We start from the raw sequence: 16516 nt of genomic DNA on the forward strand, positions 1-16516 counted from the left end.
CTGTGCCTGGCTGACGGCCTGTGCCGCGGTCTGTGCCTGGCTGACGGCCTGTGCCGCGGTCTGTGCCTGGCTGACGGCCTGTGCCGCGGTCTGTGCCTGGCTGACGGCCTGTGCCGCGGTCTGTGCCTGGCTGACGGCCTGTGCCGCGGTCTGTGCCCGGCCGACGGCTCGCGCCGCGGTCTGTGCCCGGCCGACGGCTCGCGCCACGGTCTGTGCCTGGCTGACGGCCCGCGCCACCGCCCGCGCACTGGCTGAAGGTCTGTGCCCGGCCGACGGCCTACTGCGGTGCGGGCCGGCTCCCGTGCGGGGCGGTCACCTCCGGCCCGCTTCCTTGCGGCCCGCTCCTTTGCGGGGCCGTCCGCCCGGTGCCGAGGCGCCCGGTACGGACGCGCCCGATGCGGAGCCGCCCCCTGTACGGAGGCCCCAGGTACGGAGGCCCCAGGTACGGAGCCGCCGGGAGGCGCCTCCGGTGGTGGGCCCGCCCGAACGGGACACCAGCCGCAGCTGCCCCCCATGCGTCCGACAGGTGAACATTTCGGGCGTGGGTGGTGCCCGGCGTGGTATGCGTGGAGGTGACAACAAGTGGGACGGGTGTCAGGGATGTGGCCAGGATCACTCTCCCGGGGATCCCATGATCCACTCGGCCGGCCAAGGCGGGCGAGTGTACCCATCCCAGCCGATACCTATGCGTCGGACGGCCAGGTTTTCTTCCCCTAACGGGCTGAACTTTTGTTGATCGAGGGTCAGTTGACCGTCCGGGCGTCCTACCCTTCAGAGGGTGAAAGCACTGATGTCGCCAGACTCCGAGGCCGATACCCCCGCGGAAGCCGCCCTGCCCGGCACCCTGCCGGAGGCGCTGTTCGCCGAGCTCGTCGTGTTCCGGCGCGACCTTCACATGCACCCGGAGCTCGGCAACCAGGAGTTCCGCACCACCGCCGCGATCAAGGCGCGGCTGGAGAAGGCCGGGCTCGCGCCGCGGGTACTCCCCTCCGGGACCGGGCTCGTCTGTGACATCGGTGTGGACGCCGAGGGCGGGACCGGCGGGACCGGCGCGCCGGGCATCCTCGCGCTGCGCGCCGACATCGACGCGCTGCCCATCCCGGACACCAAGAGCGAGATCCCGTACCGCTCCACCGTGCCCGACCGTGCCCACGCCTGCGGCCACGACGTGCACACGACCGTCGTGCTCGGGGCCGGCCTGGTCCTCGCCGACCTGCACCGGCAGGGGCTGCTGCCCCGGCCGGTACGGCTGGTCTTCCAGCCCGCCGAGGAGGTGCTCCCCGGGGGCGCCGCCGAGGCCATCAAGAGCGGGGTCCTGAACGGGGTGGGGCGGATCATCGCCGTGCACTGCGACCCCCGGGTGGACGCCGGCCGGATCGGGCTGCGGCAGGGGCCCATCACCTCCGCCTGCGACCGGCTCGAGGTCTCGCTGGACGGCCCCGGCGGCCACACCGCCCGGCCGCACCTGACCACGGACCTCGTCACCGCCGTCGCCCGGGTCGTCACCGACGTGCCCGCGCTGGTCGGCCGGCGGGTCGACACCCGCGCCGGGCTCGCCGTGACCTGGGGCCGGATCGAGTCCGGGCACGCCCCGAACGTCATCCCGCAGCACGCCGAGCTCTCCGGGACCGTGCGCTGCCTGGACATCCACGCCTGGCGGCAGGCACCCGACATCGTGGTCGCCGCGATCGACGAGGTCGCCAACCTGCACAAGGCCAAGTCGGAGATCAACTACGTCCGCGGAGTGCCCCCGGTCGTCAACGAACCGGAGGTGACCGAACTGCTGCGCGACGCCATGGTGGCGCGGCGCGGCGCGGCCTCCGTCGAGGGTACCGAGCAGAGCCTCGGCGGCGAGGACTTCTCCTGGTATCTGGAGCACGTGCCCGGCGCCATGGCCAGGCTCGGGGTCCGCACGCCCGGCGAGCGGACCGTGCGCGATCTGCACCAGGGCGACTTCGACGCCGACGAGGCCGCCATCGCGGTCGGCGTGGAACTGTTCACCGCCGCCGCTCTGCTGCATCCCGTGCGCTGAGGCATGCTGGGAAGGGGCGCCTGATCAGTGCCCCTTCGTCCGCTTGTGTCACCCGGCCGTAATCGGCGGCGGGCAAACGTAACCCGCTGTCGGCACGGTTCGGTAACGGCCCCGAGAAACCCCGTTCCCCTGTACTTCTACGCGCGTTACTGTGCGCGGAATCGCCGCCAGAGGTGGCGTGGGGAAGCGGGCCGGCGACGGTGCCGTGGGCAAGAAGGGGTGCTTGCTGTGCGTCTGAATTCCCGGAGGACCAGGTTCTCCCAAGCCGCGGTGACCGTAGCGGTCATCGCACTCGCGGCCGCCGGGTGCGGCAAGTCCAGCAACGAGTCGACCGGCAGCGGCTCCTCGGAGTCCGGAAAGTACTCGGGCAAGGGCATCGGCCTGGCCTACGACATCGGTGGCAAGGGCGACCAGTCCTTCAACGACGCCGCCTTCGCCGGTTTCCAGAAGGCCGAGCAGGAGTTCAAGATCGGCGGCCGGGACGTCGAGCCGAACGACAACGAGTCCAGCGCCGACAAGGTGCAGCGCCTCGAACAGCTCGCCAAGGCCGGCTACAACCCCGTCATAGGCGTCGGCTTCGTGTACGCGCCGGCCGTCAAGGAGGTCGCGGCGAAGTTCCCGAAGACCTCCTTCGGCATCATCGACGACAACACCGTCAAGGCGAACAACGTCGCCGACCTGGTCTTCCACGAGGAGCAGTCGTCGTACCTGGCGGGCGTCGCGGCGGCCAAGACCACCAAGAAGAACCACATCGGCTTCATCGGCGGCGTGGACATCCCGCTGATCCACAAGTTCGAGGCCGGCTTCGACCAGGGCGCCCGGTCCGTGAACCCGAAGATCAAGATCGAGTCGCAGTACCTGACGCAGACCCCGCAGGAGGGCGGCTTCTCCAGCCCCGACAAGGGCAAGGACGCGGCCAACGGCCAGATCGAGGCGGGCGCGGACGTCATCTACCACGCGGCCGGCCTGTCCGGCCAGGGCGTCATCCAGTCCGCGGCCGAGCACAAGGTGTGGGCCATCGGCGTCGACTCCGACCAGTACAAGCAGTCGTCCCTCGCCAAGTACAAGGACTACATCCTCGGCTCGGCGCTGAAGAACGTCGGCGGCGCGGTGTACGACCTCACCAAGTCCGTGGTCGAGGGCAAGCCGCTGACCGGCGAGGTGCGCGGCGACCTGAAGTCGGGCGGTGTGGGCTTCGCCGACTCCAACCCGAAGTACCAGGCCATGAAGGACGTCGTCGCCGCCGTCCAGAAGGCCAAGCAGGACATCATCGACGGCAAGGTCACCGTCAACACCACCACCAAGTGACCGACCGCCCGTCCGGGGCGGGTCCCGCGACGCCCCGACAGGGCCGTCCGGGCACCCTTCTGCCCGTACGCCCCTTGCCTTCCGCAAGGGGCGTACTGCTGTCCGTGAGGGTGGACCGTGAGTGTGGCCACAGCTCGGTAACGGAGCGGACAGAAGGGGTTTTCCGCCAGGTCTACGCGCGTTACGCTGCGGCGGAACCAGCGCCTGGTTTGGGCGCTTGCACAAAGGAGTCTCGTTCCATGCGCCGGGTGTCCCGTATCGCGGTTGCAGGCGTTGCAACCGCAGCTCTCGCCGTCACTGTTTCCGCCTGTGGCAGCTCGTCCACCTCCTCGTCCGCCGGCGGCAGCGGCGGAAAGTCCAAGGGCATAGGCCTCGCGTACGACATCGGCGGCAAGGGCGACCAGTCCTTCAACGACGCCGCGTACGCCGGTTTCCAGAAGGCCGAGAAGGACTTCGGCGTCGGCGGCCGCGACGTCGAGCCGCAGGACGGCGAGACGGACGCCGACAAGGTGCAGCGCCTGGAGACGCTCGCCAAGTCGGGCTACAACCCCGTCATCGGCGTCGGCTTCGTGTACGCGCCGGCCGTCAAGGAGGTCGCCGCCAAGTTCCCGAAGGTGACCTTCGGTATCATCGACGACAACACCATCAAGGCGAACAACGTCGCCGACCTGGTCTTCCACGAGGAGGAGTCCTCCTACCTCGCCGGTGTCGCCGCCGCCAAGACCACCAAGAAGAACCACATCGGGTTCATCGGCGGTGTCGACATCCCGCTGATCCACAAGTTCGAGGCGGGCTTCGTCCAGGGCGCCCAGTCGGTCAACCCGAAGATCAAGATCGAGAAGCAGTACCTGACCCAGACGCCGCAGGAGGGTGGCTTCGCCAGCCCGGACAAGGGTGAGAGCGCCGCCAACGGCCAGATCGACGCCGGTGCGGACGTCGTCTACCACGCGGCCGGCCTGTCCGGTCAGGGCGTCATCAAGGCCGCCGCCGCGCACAAGGTGTGGGCCATCGGCGTCGACTCCGACCAGTACGCCCAGAGCGCGCTGTCGAAGTACAAGGACTACATCCTCACCTCGGCCCTGAAGAACGTCTCGGGTGCGGTCTACGACCTCGCCCAGTCGGTCATCAAGGACAAGAAGCCGCTCAGCGGTGAGATCCGCGGCTCGCTGTCCAACGGCGGCGTCAGCCTCGCCGGCTCCAACCCCGTCTTCAAGAACAACGCCGACCTGCAGGCCGCGCTCAAGAAGGCCGAGGACGGCATCAAGAACGGCACCATCAAGGTCAAGACCTCCTGACCTGACGGTCGTGGGCCGGTCGGGCCGGTCGTGAGGCCGCCCGGGGCATGGCCAAAAGAGCGCTGCAATGGCAGCGTTACGGCGACGGAACGGGGTGCGAGGAGCATGACCGAACTCGCACCCCGTTCGCGCGGCAGAATGCTCGGAACGGATCGGAAGAAATTCAAGATCGATCAGGTCCGGGCACTATTTAAAGCAGGGGCGCTACGCGCGTAGAGTGGCCCCTTTCCCGAGGAGAGTGCGCCATCGACGCGTCCAGCAGCCCTCCGCTCACCGCTCAGTCGACAGTCGCGGTCGAGCTCGCGGGCATCACCAAGCGATTCCCCGGAGTCGTGGCCAACCACGACATCCATCTGGCGGTCCGCAAGGGCACCGTGCACGCCCTCGTCGGCGAGAACGGCGCCGGCAAGTCGACCCTGATGAAGATCCTCTACGGCATGCAGAAGCCGGACGAGGGCACCATCGCGGTCGACGGCGAGCAGGTCTCCTTCGGCAGCCCCGCCGACGCCATCGTCCGCGGCATCGGCATGGTCCACCAGCACTTCATGCTGGCCGACAACCTGACCGTGCTCGAGAACGTCGTCCTCGGCAGCGAGAAGCTCTACGGCATCGGCGGCGGTGCCCGCAAGAAGATCAAGGAGATCTCCGACCGGTACGGCCTCGGCGTCCGCCCGGACGCCCTGGTCGAGAACCTCGGCGTGGCCGACCGCCAGCGCGTGGAGATCCTCAAGGTCCTCTACCGCGGCGCCCGGACCCTGATCCTCGACGAGCCCACCGCCGTGCTCGTCCCGCAGGAGGTCGACGCGCTCTTCGCCAACCTGCGCGAGCTGAAGTCCGAGGGCCTGTCGGTCATCTTCATCTCCCACAAGCTGGGCGAGGTCCTGTCGGTGGCCGACGAGATCACCGTCATCCGCCGCGGTACGACGGTGGGCACCGCCGTGCCGTCCGAGACCACCCCGCGCCAGCTCGCCGAGATGATGGTCGGCAGCGAGCTGCCCACCCCGGAGACCGCGGAGTCGACGGTCACGGACAAGCCGGTGATCGAGGTCAAGGGCCTGACGGTCTTCGCGAGCGGTGGCGCCTCTCTGGGCGAGCTCTCCGAGCCCGCGGGCACCGGTCTGCTCACCGAGGAGCTGGCCGAGGCCGACGGGGTGCGCCGTGTCCTCGACGACGTCACCTTCACCATCCACGCGGGCGAGGTCATGGGCATCGCCGGCGTCGAGGGCAACGGCCAGACCGAGCTCATCGAGGCGCTGATCGGCCTCAAGAGCGCCGACTCGGGCTCCATCGCCTTCCTCGGGAAGGACATCACCCCCTGGGCCACCCGCAAGCGGCGCGAGCAGGGCATCGGCTACATCCCCGAGGACCGCCACCGCCACGGCCTGCTCCTCGAGGCCCCGCTGTGGGAGAACCGCATACTCGGCCACGTCACCGAGCGTCCCAACGCCAAGGGCTTCTGGCTCGACATCAAGGGCGCCCAGGACGACACCCGCCGGATCGTCGAGGACTACGACGTCCGCACCCCCGGCATCGACGTGACCGCCGCCTCCCTGTCCGGCGGCAACCAGCAGAAGCTGATCGTCGGCCGCGAGATGAGCCACCAGCCGAAGTTCCTGATCGCCGCGCACCCCACCCGCGGTGTGGACGTCGGCGCGCAGGCCGCGATCTGGGACCACATCCGCGACGCCCGCCGCGAGGGACTGGCCGTACTGCTGATCTCGGCCGACCTGGACGAGCTGATCGGCCTGTCCGACACCCTCCGGGTGATCTACAACGGCCGGCTGGTCGCCGACGCCGACCCGGCCGCCATCACCCCCGAGCAACTGGGCTCGGCCATGACGGGTGCCGCGTCCGGTCACCTGGAACACGTAGAGAACGCCGCAGAGGGCGACGACAACGCCGGTCCGGAGGACGAGGCCCGATGAAGAAGTTCGACAAGGAGCGGGTGCTCCTCGCGGTGGCCGGCCCGGTCATCGCGCTCGTCGCGGCGATCCTGCTGACCTCGGTCGTGCTGATCGCCTCGGGCAAGAGCCCGATCGAGCCGTACACGCTGATGCTCCAGCAGGCGTCGTACTCCGACGTCCAGGTGCTGATCATCAACCAGGCGTCGATGTACTACCTGGCGGCGCTCGCGGTGGCCGTCGGCTTCCGCATGAACCTGTTCAACATCGGCGTCGACGGCCAGTACCGGCTCGCCGCGATGATGACGGCCGTGGTCGGCGCCAACATCGCCCTGCCGTCCTTCCTGCAGATCCCGCTGCTGCTGCTCGTCGGCATGCTCACCGGCGCCTTCTGGGCCGGCATCGCGGGCGTCCTGAAGGTCACCCGGGGCGTGAGCGAGGTCGTCGCCACGATCATGCTCAACGCCATCGCCACCAGCGTCATCGGCTACCTGACCCTGTCCAACGTGTGGGGCGTGCAGGTCGGCAACAACATGACGACCGGCATCATGCGGAAGTCCGGCTGGTTCCCGGGCATCGACCTCGGCCCGGACGTCGGCGAGATCTACGGCCTGGTCTTCCTCGCGATCGCCATGGGCATCCTCTACTGGATCGTCCTCAACCGCACCCGCTTCGGCTTCGACCTGCGCGCCACCGGCGCTTCGGAGACCGCCGCCGCGGCCTCCGGCGTCGACGCCAAGAAGATGGTGCTCACCGCCATGCTGATCTCCGGCGCGGTCGCGGGCCTGTCCGGCCTGCCCCTGCTGCTCGGCGACTCCCACACCTACAGCCTGAGCTTCCCCACCGGCCTGGGCTTCACCGGCATCACCATCGCCCTGCTCGGCCGCAACAACCCGGTCGGCATAGCGTTCGCCGCCCTCCTGATCGCCTTCCTCGACAAGGCCTCTCCCGCCCTCGACTACGCGACCCCGGTGGCGTACGAGAAGGAGATCGCCACGATCATGCAGGGCCTGATCGTCTTCGCGGTCGTCATCTCCTACGAGGCCGTACGGCAGTGGGGCCTGCGCCGCCAGCAGAAGCGGGTCGGCGCCGAGCTCGCCGCCGCCGCCGCCCAGAACAACTCCGAGAAGAATGAGGTGGCGGCCCGATGACCACCGCGACCATCGCCAAGCCGCAGGCCAAGAAGCCCGGCAGGGGCGGCCGCCGCGTCTCCCTCCCGGTACTCCTGCTGATCATCGCGGGCGTGCTGGTGCTGACCTCGATCGTCCGCCTGATCACCGGCGCGGACGGCATCACCTCGACCGGGCAGATGTCCACCGCGCTGCGGCTGGCCGTCCCGATCGGCCTCGCCGGCCTCGGCGGTCTGTGGTCCGAGCGCTCCGGCGTCGTCAACATCGGCCTCGAGGGCATGATGATCCTCGGCACCTGGTTCGGCGCCTGGGCCGGCTACCAGTGGGGCCCGTGGACCGGCGTGCTCTTCGGCATCGTCGGCGGCGCGCTCGGCGCGGTGCTGCACGCCATCGCCACGGTGACCTTCAACGTCAACCACATCGTCTCCGGTGTGGCGATCAACATCCTGGCCCTCGGCACCACCCGCTACCTGTCGAAGTTCACCTTCGAGAACGCCCCGCAGGGCTCCTCCAAGCAGTCCCCGCCGATCGACTCGCTGGGCACCTTCGACATCCCCGGCCTGTCGAGCTGGCTGGACACGCTGAACAACAAGCACTGGTTCCTGGTCTCCGACATCGCCGGCCTGGTCGGCGGTCTGATCACCGACCTGTCGCCGCTGACCGTCATCGCCGTCGCCCTCGTACCCCTGTCCTGGTGGGTGCTGTGGCGCACTGCCTTCGGGCTGCGGCTGCGCTCCTGCGGCGAGAACCCCGTGGCGGCCGAGTCGCTCGGCGTCAACGTCTACAAGTACAAGTACATCGCCGTGATCATCTCCGGTGGTTTCGCGGGCCTGGGCGGCGCGTTCCTGTCCATCGTGGCCTCCAACGTCTACCTCGACGGCCAGACCGCCGGCCGCGGCTACATCGGTCTCGCCGCGATGATCTTCGGCAACTGGATGCCGGGCGGTCTCGCCCTCGGCGCGGGCCTGTTCGGTTACACCGACAGCCTGAATCTGCGCGGCGGCACCACCAACGTGCACGCACTGATCCTGCTGCTGGCGATCCTGCTGGTGTTCGGGGCGGCGTACCTGGCGTGGAAGAAGAAGGTCGTCCCGGCCGTCATCACCGCCGTGGTCTCGGCCCTGATGTTCGCCTGGTACGCCGGCACCAGCGACGTACCGAAGCAGGTCGTTACGGCGACCCCGTACATCGTCACCCTGCTGGTGCTGTCGCTGTCCGCGCAGCACCTGCGGATGCCGAAGGCGGACGGCCTGCCGTACCGGAAGGGACAGGGCAAGTGAGCTCGGACGCGACGACGGCCGACTGGGCGGCACTGCGCGAGGAGGCCCGCGCGGCGATGTCCCGCGCCTACGCCCCCTACTCGGGTTACCCGGTCGGCGTCGCGGCCCTGGTCGACGACGGACGGATCGTCACCGGCTGCAACGTCGAGAACGCCTCGTACGGGCTCGGCCTGTGCGCCGAGTGCGGTCTTGTCTCCCAGCTGCAGAACAGCGGCGGCGGGCGGCTGACCCACTTCACCTGCGTGGACGGCCACGGCGAGATCCTCGTGCCGTGCGGCCGCTGCCGCCAGCTGCTGTACGAGTTCGGCGGGCCGAACCTGCTGCTGGAGACCCCGGCGGGGATCCTGCCGCTGTCCCAGATGCTGCCGCAGGCCTTCGGTCCGGACAATCTCACCACGTAACGCCCGTGCGGCCCCCCTGAGCCCGAAGCGGCCCAGGGGGGCCGCACCCCTTCGCACCCCGGAAGGAACCGAACCCCATGGCCATGGACGCCATCTCCGTCATCCGCACCAAGCGGGACCGCGGTGAGCTCAGCGACGAGCAGATCGACTGGGTCATCGACGCGTACACCCGCGGGGAGGTCGCCGACGAGCAGATGTCCGCGCTCGCGATGGCCATCCTGCTCAACGGCATGAACCGCCGCGAGATCGCCCGCTGGACCGCCGCGATGATCGCCTCCGGCGAGCGCATGGACTTCTCCTCGCTGTCCCGCCCGACCGCGGACAAGCACTCCACGGGCGGCGTCGGCGACAAGATCACCCTGCCGCTGGCCCCGCTGGTCGCCGCCTGCGGCGCGGCCGTCCCGCAGCTGTCGGGCCGCGGCCTCGGCCACACCGGGGGCACGCTGGACAAGCTGGAGTCGATCCCCGGCTGGCGCGCGCTGCTGTCCAACGAGGAGATGCTGCACGTCCTGGACAGCACAGGCGCGGTGATCTGCGCGGCGGGCGACGGCCTGGCACCCGCGGACAAGAAGCTGTACGCGCTGCGCGACGTGACCGGCACCGTCGAGGCGATCCCGCTGATCGCCTCCTCGATCATGTCGAAGAAGATCGCCGAGGGCACCGGCTCGCTGGTGCTGGACGTGAAGGTCGGCACGGGCGCCTTCATGAAGACGATCGAGGACGCGCGGGAGCTGGCGTCCACGATGGTCGGCCTGGGCACCGACCACGGCGTGAAGACGGTCGCGCTCCTGACGGACATGTCGACGCCGCTCGGTCTGACGGCCGGCAACGCGCTGGAGGTCCGCGAGTCGGTGGAGGTCCTGGCGGGCGGCGGCCCGGCGGACGTGGTCGAACTGACGCTGGCGCTGGCGCGGGAGATGCTGGACGCGGCGGGCGTGAAGGACGCCGACCCGGCCAAGGCCCTGGCCGACGGCTCGGCGATGGACGTCTGGCGCCGCATGATCGCGGCCCAGGGCGGCGACCCGGACGCGCCCCTGCCCACGTCCAAGGAGCAGCACGTGGTCAAGGCCGCCTCCTCCGGCGTCCTGACCCGCCTGGACGCCTACGGCATCGGCATCGCCGCCTGGCGCCTGGGCGCCGGCCGCGCCCGCAAGGAGGACCCGGTCCAGGCGGGCGCGGGTGTGGAGCTCCACGCCAAGCCGGGCGACACGGTGACGGCGGGCCAGCCCCTCCTCACCCTCCACACCGACACACCCGAGCGCTTCGAGTACGCGCTCCGGGCGGTGGAGGGCTGCTACGACATCGCGGCGGCCGACACCGACTTCACGGCGTCCCCGGTGGTGCTGGAACGTATCGCCTGACCTGCGGTTTCCCCGTACGGGTGAACGGGACCGGTGGACCGCCGCCGGTCCCGTTCGGCGTGCTGGGACCGGTGACGCACCGATGGGAGACCGCCATGGGTGCACTCACCGTCGGCCAGGATCCCGAGCAGAGCTGGGACGACCTCGTGATCGGCACCAGCGAATTCCCGGTTGACTGACGCCCCGTCACCCCAGCAACGCCGCAACCGATACCAGCACCGGCACCGACAGGATCGTCGACAGCAGGATGGCCTCGCGGGCCAGCGACTCGCCCACCCGGTAGCGGCTCGCGTAGGTGAACAGGTTCTGCGCGGCGGGGAGGGCCGAGGTCACCACCACGTCCAGGAGCGGGGCACCGCGCAGGCCGAAGACAGCTGACGCCAGCGCCCAGGCGGCCAGCGGCTGGCCCACCGACTTCAGGGCCACGGACAGCAGGACCAGGTGACGGTCGCGGCCCCGGCCGGGGGCTGTGCTGCCGTGCAGGGAGATGCCGAAGGCCAGCAGGACGGCCGGAACGGACATGTTGCCGATCAGGGTCAGCGGGTCCATGACCGGGCCGGGGACCTCCAAGCCGGTCGCCGACACCAGGACCCCGCTCAGCGAGCCCACCGCGATCGGGTTGCGCAGCGGTGCGAGCATGCGCTGCCACAGCGGGCCCTTCTCGCCGGTGCCGGACAGGTCCAGGACCGTCAGCGCGATCGGTGTGACCATGATCTGCTGGAACAGCAGGACCGGGGCCACCAGGGACGCGTCGCCCAGGACGTACACCGCGATCGGGATGCCGAGGTTGCCGGAGTTGACGTAGCTGGAGCACAGGGCGCCGATCGTGGTGCGGCCCACGCCCCAGCGCCGTACCGCGCCGAACGCCACGAAGACGCCCGCCGCCGCGGCCGTGCTCATCGCCGTCACCAGCAGCCGGCTGGAGAAGATCACCGACAGGTCGGCCCTGGCGAGCGTGGTGAACAGCAGCGCCGGGGAGGCCACATGGAAGGCCAGCCTGGTCAGCACCTCGCCGCCCCGGTCGCCGAGCGAACCCCGGCGCCCGATCACATAGCCGACGCCGATGACGACGGCGATGACCGCGAACCCGCTCAGCACGCCCTGCACACGGCCTCCTCGGCGGGCAGGAGGCCGTCGGGTATCCAGGGCGGTGCTGATCGGTGGGGCATACAGCAAACCCTCGGGGCAGGAGGGCGGCGGGTCAATGTGATCTACGGTGCTGCCGCCGAGGTGCGCCGGGTCTCGATGAGTTGTGGCCGCCCGGGGGGTCTACCGATCGTGGACGCCATGACACCCGCCGTGCTCGTGCTCGCCGGCCCGGTCACCCGGGAGGAGGCGACGGGGCTGTGCGACGACGTACGGCGGCTGCTGGAGGCCACCCGTGCCGGGGTCGTGGTGTGCGATGTGGGCGGGCTGGGCCCGCCGGGACTCGGCTCCGTCGACCTGCTGGCGCGGCTGCAGCTCACCGCCAGGCGGGTGGGGGGCCGCATCCGGCTGCGCGACCCCGACCCGGGGCTACACGCCCTCCTCGCCCTGGTCGGCCTCACCCTCGATACGGAGGGGCAGCCCGAACAGCGGGAACCAGCGCTGGGTGTCCAGGAAGCAGTGGAACCCGGCGATCCGGCCGTCTGACAACTCCAGCACCTGCACCGCCCACGCGGAGAAGCCGCCCTGGTCCGGGTCCGGCTTGTAGTGGGCGAAACCGGGCAGCCCGTTGGCCCGGACCGGCAGCAGGCGCGAGCCCGCGCAGGACGCGCCCAGCGTCGTCATGAAGCCGGTGATGTCCGCCGCGCCCGTCAGCCACAGGTCGAACGGCGGCATCGTCATGACCGCGTCCTCGTGCAGCAGCGCGGTCAGCGCCGTCATGTCGTACCCCTCGAACGCCTTCACATAGCGCTCCAGGAGTCTTTGCTGCTCCTCGTCCAGCGGGTCGGACACCGCCGCGTCCGCGCCGGCGTCGTTCCGCTCGGCGAGCGTCGCGCGGGCCCGCTGCAGGGCGCTGTTGACCGAGGCGACCGACGTGCCGAGGAGTTCGGCGACCTCGCTCGCCCGCCAGGCCAGCACCTCGCGCAGGATCAGCACCGCCCGCTGCTTGGGCGGCAGCTGCTGCAGCGCGGCCATGAAGGCGAGCCGTACGGACTCCTTGGCGACGGCCGCCTCCGCAGGGTCCTCGACCGTCGGCAGGACCCGGCCGTCCGGCATCGGCTCCAGCCAGGTGCTGTCCGGCCGGGGGGACAGCGCCGCCTGGGCCAGCGGCGTCGACTCGGTCAGATCCATCGGCCGGGCCCGCTTGCTGCCCGCCGTCAGCATGTCCAGGCAGACGTTCGTCGCGATGCGGTACAGCCACGAGCGAAGGCTGGAGCGGCCCTCGAACCTGTCGTAGCCGCGCCAGGCGCGCACAAGGGTGTCCTGGACCGCGTCCTCAGCCTCGAACGAGGAGCCGAGCATGCGGTAGCAGTAACCGGTGAGCTCGACCCGGTACTTCTCCAGCTGCGCGTCGAGATCCGGCGTCGTCGCCGTACCGTCGCCCATCGCGTCCACCCGCCCCTGTGGCCGTTCCGTCCGGTGCGCGTCGTCGCGCCCGGCACTTCGGAAGCTACCGCAGCCCACTGACAACGGCCCCCGGGGCGAGGAAAACAGCAGGTCGGAGGCGGTGACGCGCTACGCGGTCAGCGGCTTTCGCCGCGCCGCGGCCCGGGCCGCCCGCGAGCCGAGCAGCGTGATCGTCACAACGCCCAGGACGGCGAGCAGACCGACCTCGACCGTCCCGGACCAGCCCTGTGCGTGGAAGGCCATGGCACCTACCGTGCTGCCGGCGCTGGAGCCGATGTAGTACGCGGACTGGTAGAGCGCGGAGGCCTGCGCGCGGCCGTGGGTGGCCGTCTTGCTGACCGCCGAGGAGGCGACCGCGTGACCGGCGAAGAAGCCCGCCGTGATCAGGACCAGGCCCAGCAGGACGAGCGCGACCGAGTCCAGCAGGGACAGCAGCAGGCCCGCCGCCGTCGTGGCGCCCGCCAGGTACAGGGCGCCCCTGCGGCCGAGGCGGCCGACCAGCCGGCCGGCCGTCGACGCGGACACGGTGCCCACCAGGTACACCAGGAAGATCGAGCCGATGATGCCCTGCGGGAGCGAGAAGGGCGCCTCGGTCAGACGGTAGCCGATCACGGTGTAGACACCGCCGAACACCGTCATGAACAGCGCGCCGATCGCGTACAGCCGGCGCAGCAGCGGGTCGGCGAGGTGGTCGCGGACCGTGCGCGCCAGCACGCCCGGGCGCAGCGAACCCCTCTTGAAGTGCCTCGGCGCCGGGAGCAGGAGGCGGAAGGCCACCGCGCAGAGCACCGCGATCACCCCGACGACTCCCACGGCGGCCCGCCAGCCCCACTCCTGGGCCACCCAGCCGGTGACGACCCGGCCGCTCATGCCGCCCACGCTGTTCCCGGCCACGAACAGTCCGATGGCCGTGACCAGGGCTCTTGGCCGGACCTCCTCCGCCAGATAGGCCTGCGCCGAGGCGGGCAGCCCGGCCAGCGCCGCGCCCTGCAGCGCCCGGAGCACGACCAGCGCGCCCAGCGACGGTGCGAAGGGCACCAGCAGACCCACGGTCACCGCGACCGCCAGCGAGGCCGTCATCACCGTGCGCCGCCCGAAACGCTCCGACAGTGCGCTCATCGGCAGCACGAACAGGGCCAGGCCGCCGGTCGCCGCGGCCACCGTCCAGCTCGCCTCGCTCGCCGCCACCCCGAACTCGCCGGAGATCAGCGGCAGCAGCGCCTGCGTGGAGTACAGCAGCGCGAAGGTCGCCACACCCGCGAGGAAGAGGGCGAGGCTCATCCGGCGGTAGCCGGGGCCGCCCGGGGCCATACGGGAGTCGGCGGTGCCGAGGGCTGGGACGGCAGGGGCGGCGGCGGGAAGGGCACGTGCGGCGTCCACGACGGTGGACGCCCCGGTATCGGCGGGAGACATGCCTCGAAGGTAGGAACCCCATGGTTCATCCGTCCAATGCACGAACTCGCCATAATCGTTCCCATGGTGCATCAGCAGAGGTCAAGAGGACGCCTGTCACCGTCCGGTGACACAGAAGACATCCAAAAAGACACCGAGGACGTGGTCAGGCTGCTCGCGCCCCGCCTCGCCCACTTCGCCGGTGTCGCCCGCACCGAGCACGTCACCCGCGCCGCGCAGGAGATGCAGGTGCCGCAGTCCACCCTGTCCCGGGCCATGGTGCGCCTGGAACAGGACCTCGGCGTCGACCTCTTCGCCCGCCGGGGCCGTACGGTCTCCCTGACGCCCGCCGGCCGTACCTTCCTCACCTCCGTGGAACGCGCCCTCGCCGAGATCGAGCGGGCCGCCGACGAGGTGCGGGCCGACGCCGACCCGGCCACCGGCAAGGTCGCCTTCGGCTTCCTGCACACCATGGGCGCCGAGACCGTGCCCGGGCTCATCCACGCCTTCCGCGCCGACCACCCCCGCGTCCGCTTCAGCCTTGTGCAGAACTACGGCGAGGCCATGCTGGAGCGGCTGCGGGCGGGCGAACTGGACCTCTGCCTCACCTCACCCGTCCCGGACGCCCCTGACCTCGTCGCCCGCCGCCTCGACGAGCAGAAACTGCGCCTCGTCGTGCCCGCCGACCACCCTCTCGCCGCCCGCCGGCGAATCCGCCTCGCCGAGGCCGCCGACGAGACCTTCGTGACCCTGGAGTCCGGCTACGGCCTGCGCCGCATCACCGACGACCTGTGCCGTGAGGCCGGTTTCAGACCGCGCATCGCCTTCGAGGGGGAGGAGGCCGAGACCCTGCGGGGCCTGGTCGCGGCGGGCCTCGGGGTCGCCCTGCTGCCGCCGCCCGCCGTCCCCCGCCCCGGGGTGGCCGAACTGACGGTCACGGCCCCGCGCGCGGCGCGGGAGATCGGTGTGGCCTGGCTGGAGGGCCACCCGGACACCGCGCCCGTGGCGGCCTTCAAGAAGTTCCTGCTGTCGAAGCGGGGCAACCTGCTCCCCGCCTGAGCGGTGGCCCGCTCCCCATGTGGGGGACGCGGTCCCTACCGCCGCAACGACTTCCCGAACCCGGCCGCGAGCGGCATCCGCAGCCCCAGCGGCGGCGGTGCCGCCAGCGCGTCCTGCACCGGCCGGGAGAAGGCGCTCGAGAACAGCGTTCCCATGACGAAGTCCGTGGCGAGCGCGAGGACTTCGTCACGGTACTGGTGCAACCCGTGGCCGTCGGCGTGCACTTCGAACCGGCACACGTCCCGGTTCGCCTTCTTCGCCCGTGCCGCGTACCGGAAGGACAGCTCGGGATCGGTCCGCCCGTCGTTCGTGCCGTGCACGATCAGCACCCGGCGCCCGACGAGCTGCTTCACCGGTTCGGGCGAGGCGGCCAGGTCGTCCTCGGGCAGCCAGGGGGCGATCGCCACCACGGAGCCGACGGCCTCGTGCCCGCCCGCGTGCAGCGCGGCCCGTCCGCCCATGCCGACGCCGGCCAGGCACACGGGGACGTCGCCGTAGCGCCGTACCACCTCCTCGACGGCCCAGGTGGCGTCGCGGGCCAGATGTGCCTCGCTGCCGTTCCAGCCGCGGTAGCGGTAGTGCACCACGTGGGCGGCCAGGCCCTCGTCCCGCCCGGCGCGGGCCAGCCGGCGCCCCAGGGCCCGCACCGAGGCGGTCGCCAGCATCGGCGACGGTCTGCGGCCGGAGACCTCCTCACCGCCGGGGAGCAGCAGCACCACTCCGCTCACCGCCGCCGGCTCCGGGCCGAGCGTCCTCCCCAGCCGGGCCGTGCGAACCGGCATCGCTTGCTGTGCCATGACAGAA

Annotated in this window: 15 protein-coding genes; 10 read left to right on the forward strand and 5 right to left on the reverse strand. The window is 70.9% G+C overall.

Annotation, left to right across the window (positions count from 1 at the left end; translation table 11 throughout):
* Positions 1–207: hypothetical protein (locus tag ACH4UM_RS01980; protein WP_398172496.1), on the reverse strand; the 207-nt coding region annotated here is incomplete at its 3' end.
* Positions 208–790: 583 nt separating this feature from the next.
* On the opposite strand from ACH4UM_RS01980, the gene ACH4UM_RS01985 reads away from it, so the two are divergent.
* From ACH4UM_RS01985 to ACH4UM_RS02020, 8 genes are all read left to right on the forward strand, one after another.
* Complete coding sequence (locus tag ACH4UM_RS01985; RefSeq protein ID WP_398172498.1) at positions 791–2032, forward strand: amidohydrolase; 1242 nt, start codon at positions 791–793, stop codon at positions 2030–2032.
* Positions 2033–2302: 270 nt separating this feature from the next.
* On the forward strand, positions 2303–3340 hold the full coding sequence (locus tag ACH4UM_RS01990) for a BMP family protein (RefSeq protein ID WP_398172500.1): 1038 nt from the start codon (positions 2303–2305) through the stop codon (positions 3338–3340).
* Positions 3341–3579: 239 nt separating this feature from the next.
* Positions 3580–4635 carry a BMP family protein gene (locus tag ACH4UM_RS01995; protein WP_398172502.1) on the forward strand — a complete coding sequence of 352 codons (1056 nt, stop codon included), beginning with the start codon at positions 3580–3582 and terminating at the stop codon, positions 4633–4635.
* 245 nt (positions 4636–4880) lie between these two features.
* On the forward strand, positions 4881–6560 hold the full coding sequence (locus tag ACH4UM_RS02000) for an ABC transporter ATP-binding protein (protein WP_398173570.1): 1680 nt from the start codon (positions 4881–4883) through the stop codon (positions 6558–6560).
* On the forward strand, positions 6557–7687 hold the full coding sequence (locus tag ACH4UM_RS02005; RefSeq protein ID WP_398172504.1) for an ABC transporter permease: 1131 nt from the start codon (positions 6557–6559) through the stop codon (positions 7685–7687). The genes ACH4UM_RS02000 and ACH4UM_RS02005 overlap by 4 nt, the downstream gene beginning before the upstream one ends.
* Positions 7684–8946 carry an ABC transporter permease gene (locus tag ACH4UM_RS02010; protein WP_398172506.1) on the forward strand — a complete coding sequence of 421 codons (1263 nt, stop codon included), beginning with the start codon at positions 7684–7686 and terminating at the stop codon, positions 8944–8946. Before ACH4UM_RS02005 ends, ACH4UM_RS02010 begins: the two co-directional genes overlap by 4 nt.
* Positions 8943–9347, forward strand: coding sequence for a cytidine deaminase (locus tag ACH4UM_RS02015; RefSeq protein WP_398172508.1), 405 nt, complete (start codon positions 8943–8945; stop codon positions 9345–9347). Before ACH4UM_RS02010 ends, ACH4UM_RS02015 begins: the two co-directional genes overlap by 4 nt.
* Positions 9348–9424: 77 nt before the next feature.
* On the forward strand, positions 9425–10708 hold the full coding sequence (locus tag ACH4UM_RS02020) for a thymidine phosphorylase (protein WP_398172510.1): 1284 nt from the start codon (positions 9425–9427) through the stop codon (positions 10706–10708).
* 186 nt (positions 10709–10894) lie between these two features.
* On the opposite strand, the gene ACH4UM_RS02025 is transcribed toward ACH4UM_RS02020, so the two are convergent.
* Positions 10895–11815 carry an AEC family transporter gene (locus ACH4UM_RS02025; protein WP_398172512.1) on the reverse strand — a complete coding sequence of 307 codons (921 nt, stop codon included), beginning with the start codon at positions 11813–11815 and terminating at the stop codon, positions 10895–10897.
* Positions 11816–11995: 180 nt separating this feature from the next.
* On the opposite strand from ACH4UM_RS02025, the gene ACH4UM_RS02030 reads away from it, so the two are divergent.
* Positions 11996–12340: an STAS domain-containing protein gene (locus ACH4UM_RS02030; protein ID WP_398172514.1), complete on the forward strand. Its 345-nt coding sequence runs from the start codon at positions 11996–11998 to the stop codon at positions 12338–12340.
* On the opposite strand, the gene ACH4UM_RS02035 is transcribed toward ACH4UM_RS02030, so the two are convergent.
* The gene (locus tag ACH4UM_RS02035; RefSeq protein WP_398172516.1) at positions 12224–13240 is read right to left on the reverse strand and encodes a sigma-70 family RNA polymerase sigma factor; all 1017 of its coding nucleotides are present in this window, start codon (positions 13238–13240) and stop codon (positions 12224–12226) included. The genes ACH4UM_RS02030 and ACH4UM_RS02035 overlap by 117 nt on opposite strands.
* 129 nt (positions 13241–13369) lie before the next feature.
* Positions 13370–14674, reverse strand: a complete 1305-nt coding sequence (locus tag ACH4UM_RS02040) for an MFS transporter (RefSeq protein WP_398172518.1) — start codon at positions 14672–14674, stop codon at positions 13370–13372.
* Between the two features lie 63 nt (positions 14675–14737).
* Here ACH4UM_RS02040 and ACH4UM_RS02045 point away from each other — a divergent pair, with 63 nt between their 5' ends.
* The gene (locus ACH4UM_RS02045) at positions 14738–15712 is read left to right on the forward strand and encodes a LysR substrate-binding domain-containing protein (protein ID WP_398172520.1); all 975 of its coding nucleotides are present in this window, start codon (positions 14738–14740) and stop codon (positions 15710–15712) included.
* A gap of 35 nt (positions 15713–15747) precedes the next feature.
* Here the strand turns inward: ACH4UM_RS02045 and ACH4UM_RS02050 are convergent, their stop codons facing one another.
* The gene (locus ACH4UM_RS02050; protein WP_398172522.1) at positions 15748–16509 is read right to left on the reverse strand and encodes an alpha/beta hydrolase; all 762 of its coding nucleotides are present in this window, start codon (positions 16507–16509) and stop codon (positions 15748–15750) included.
* Between the last annotated feature and the right edge of the window lie 7 nt (positions 16510–16516).

Source organism: Streptomyces sp. NPDC020801 (assembly GCF_044334385.1).
GTDB lineage: Bacteria > Actinomycetota > Actinomycetes > Streptomycetales > Streptomycetaceae > Streptomyces.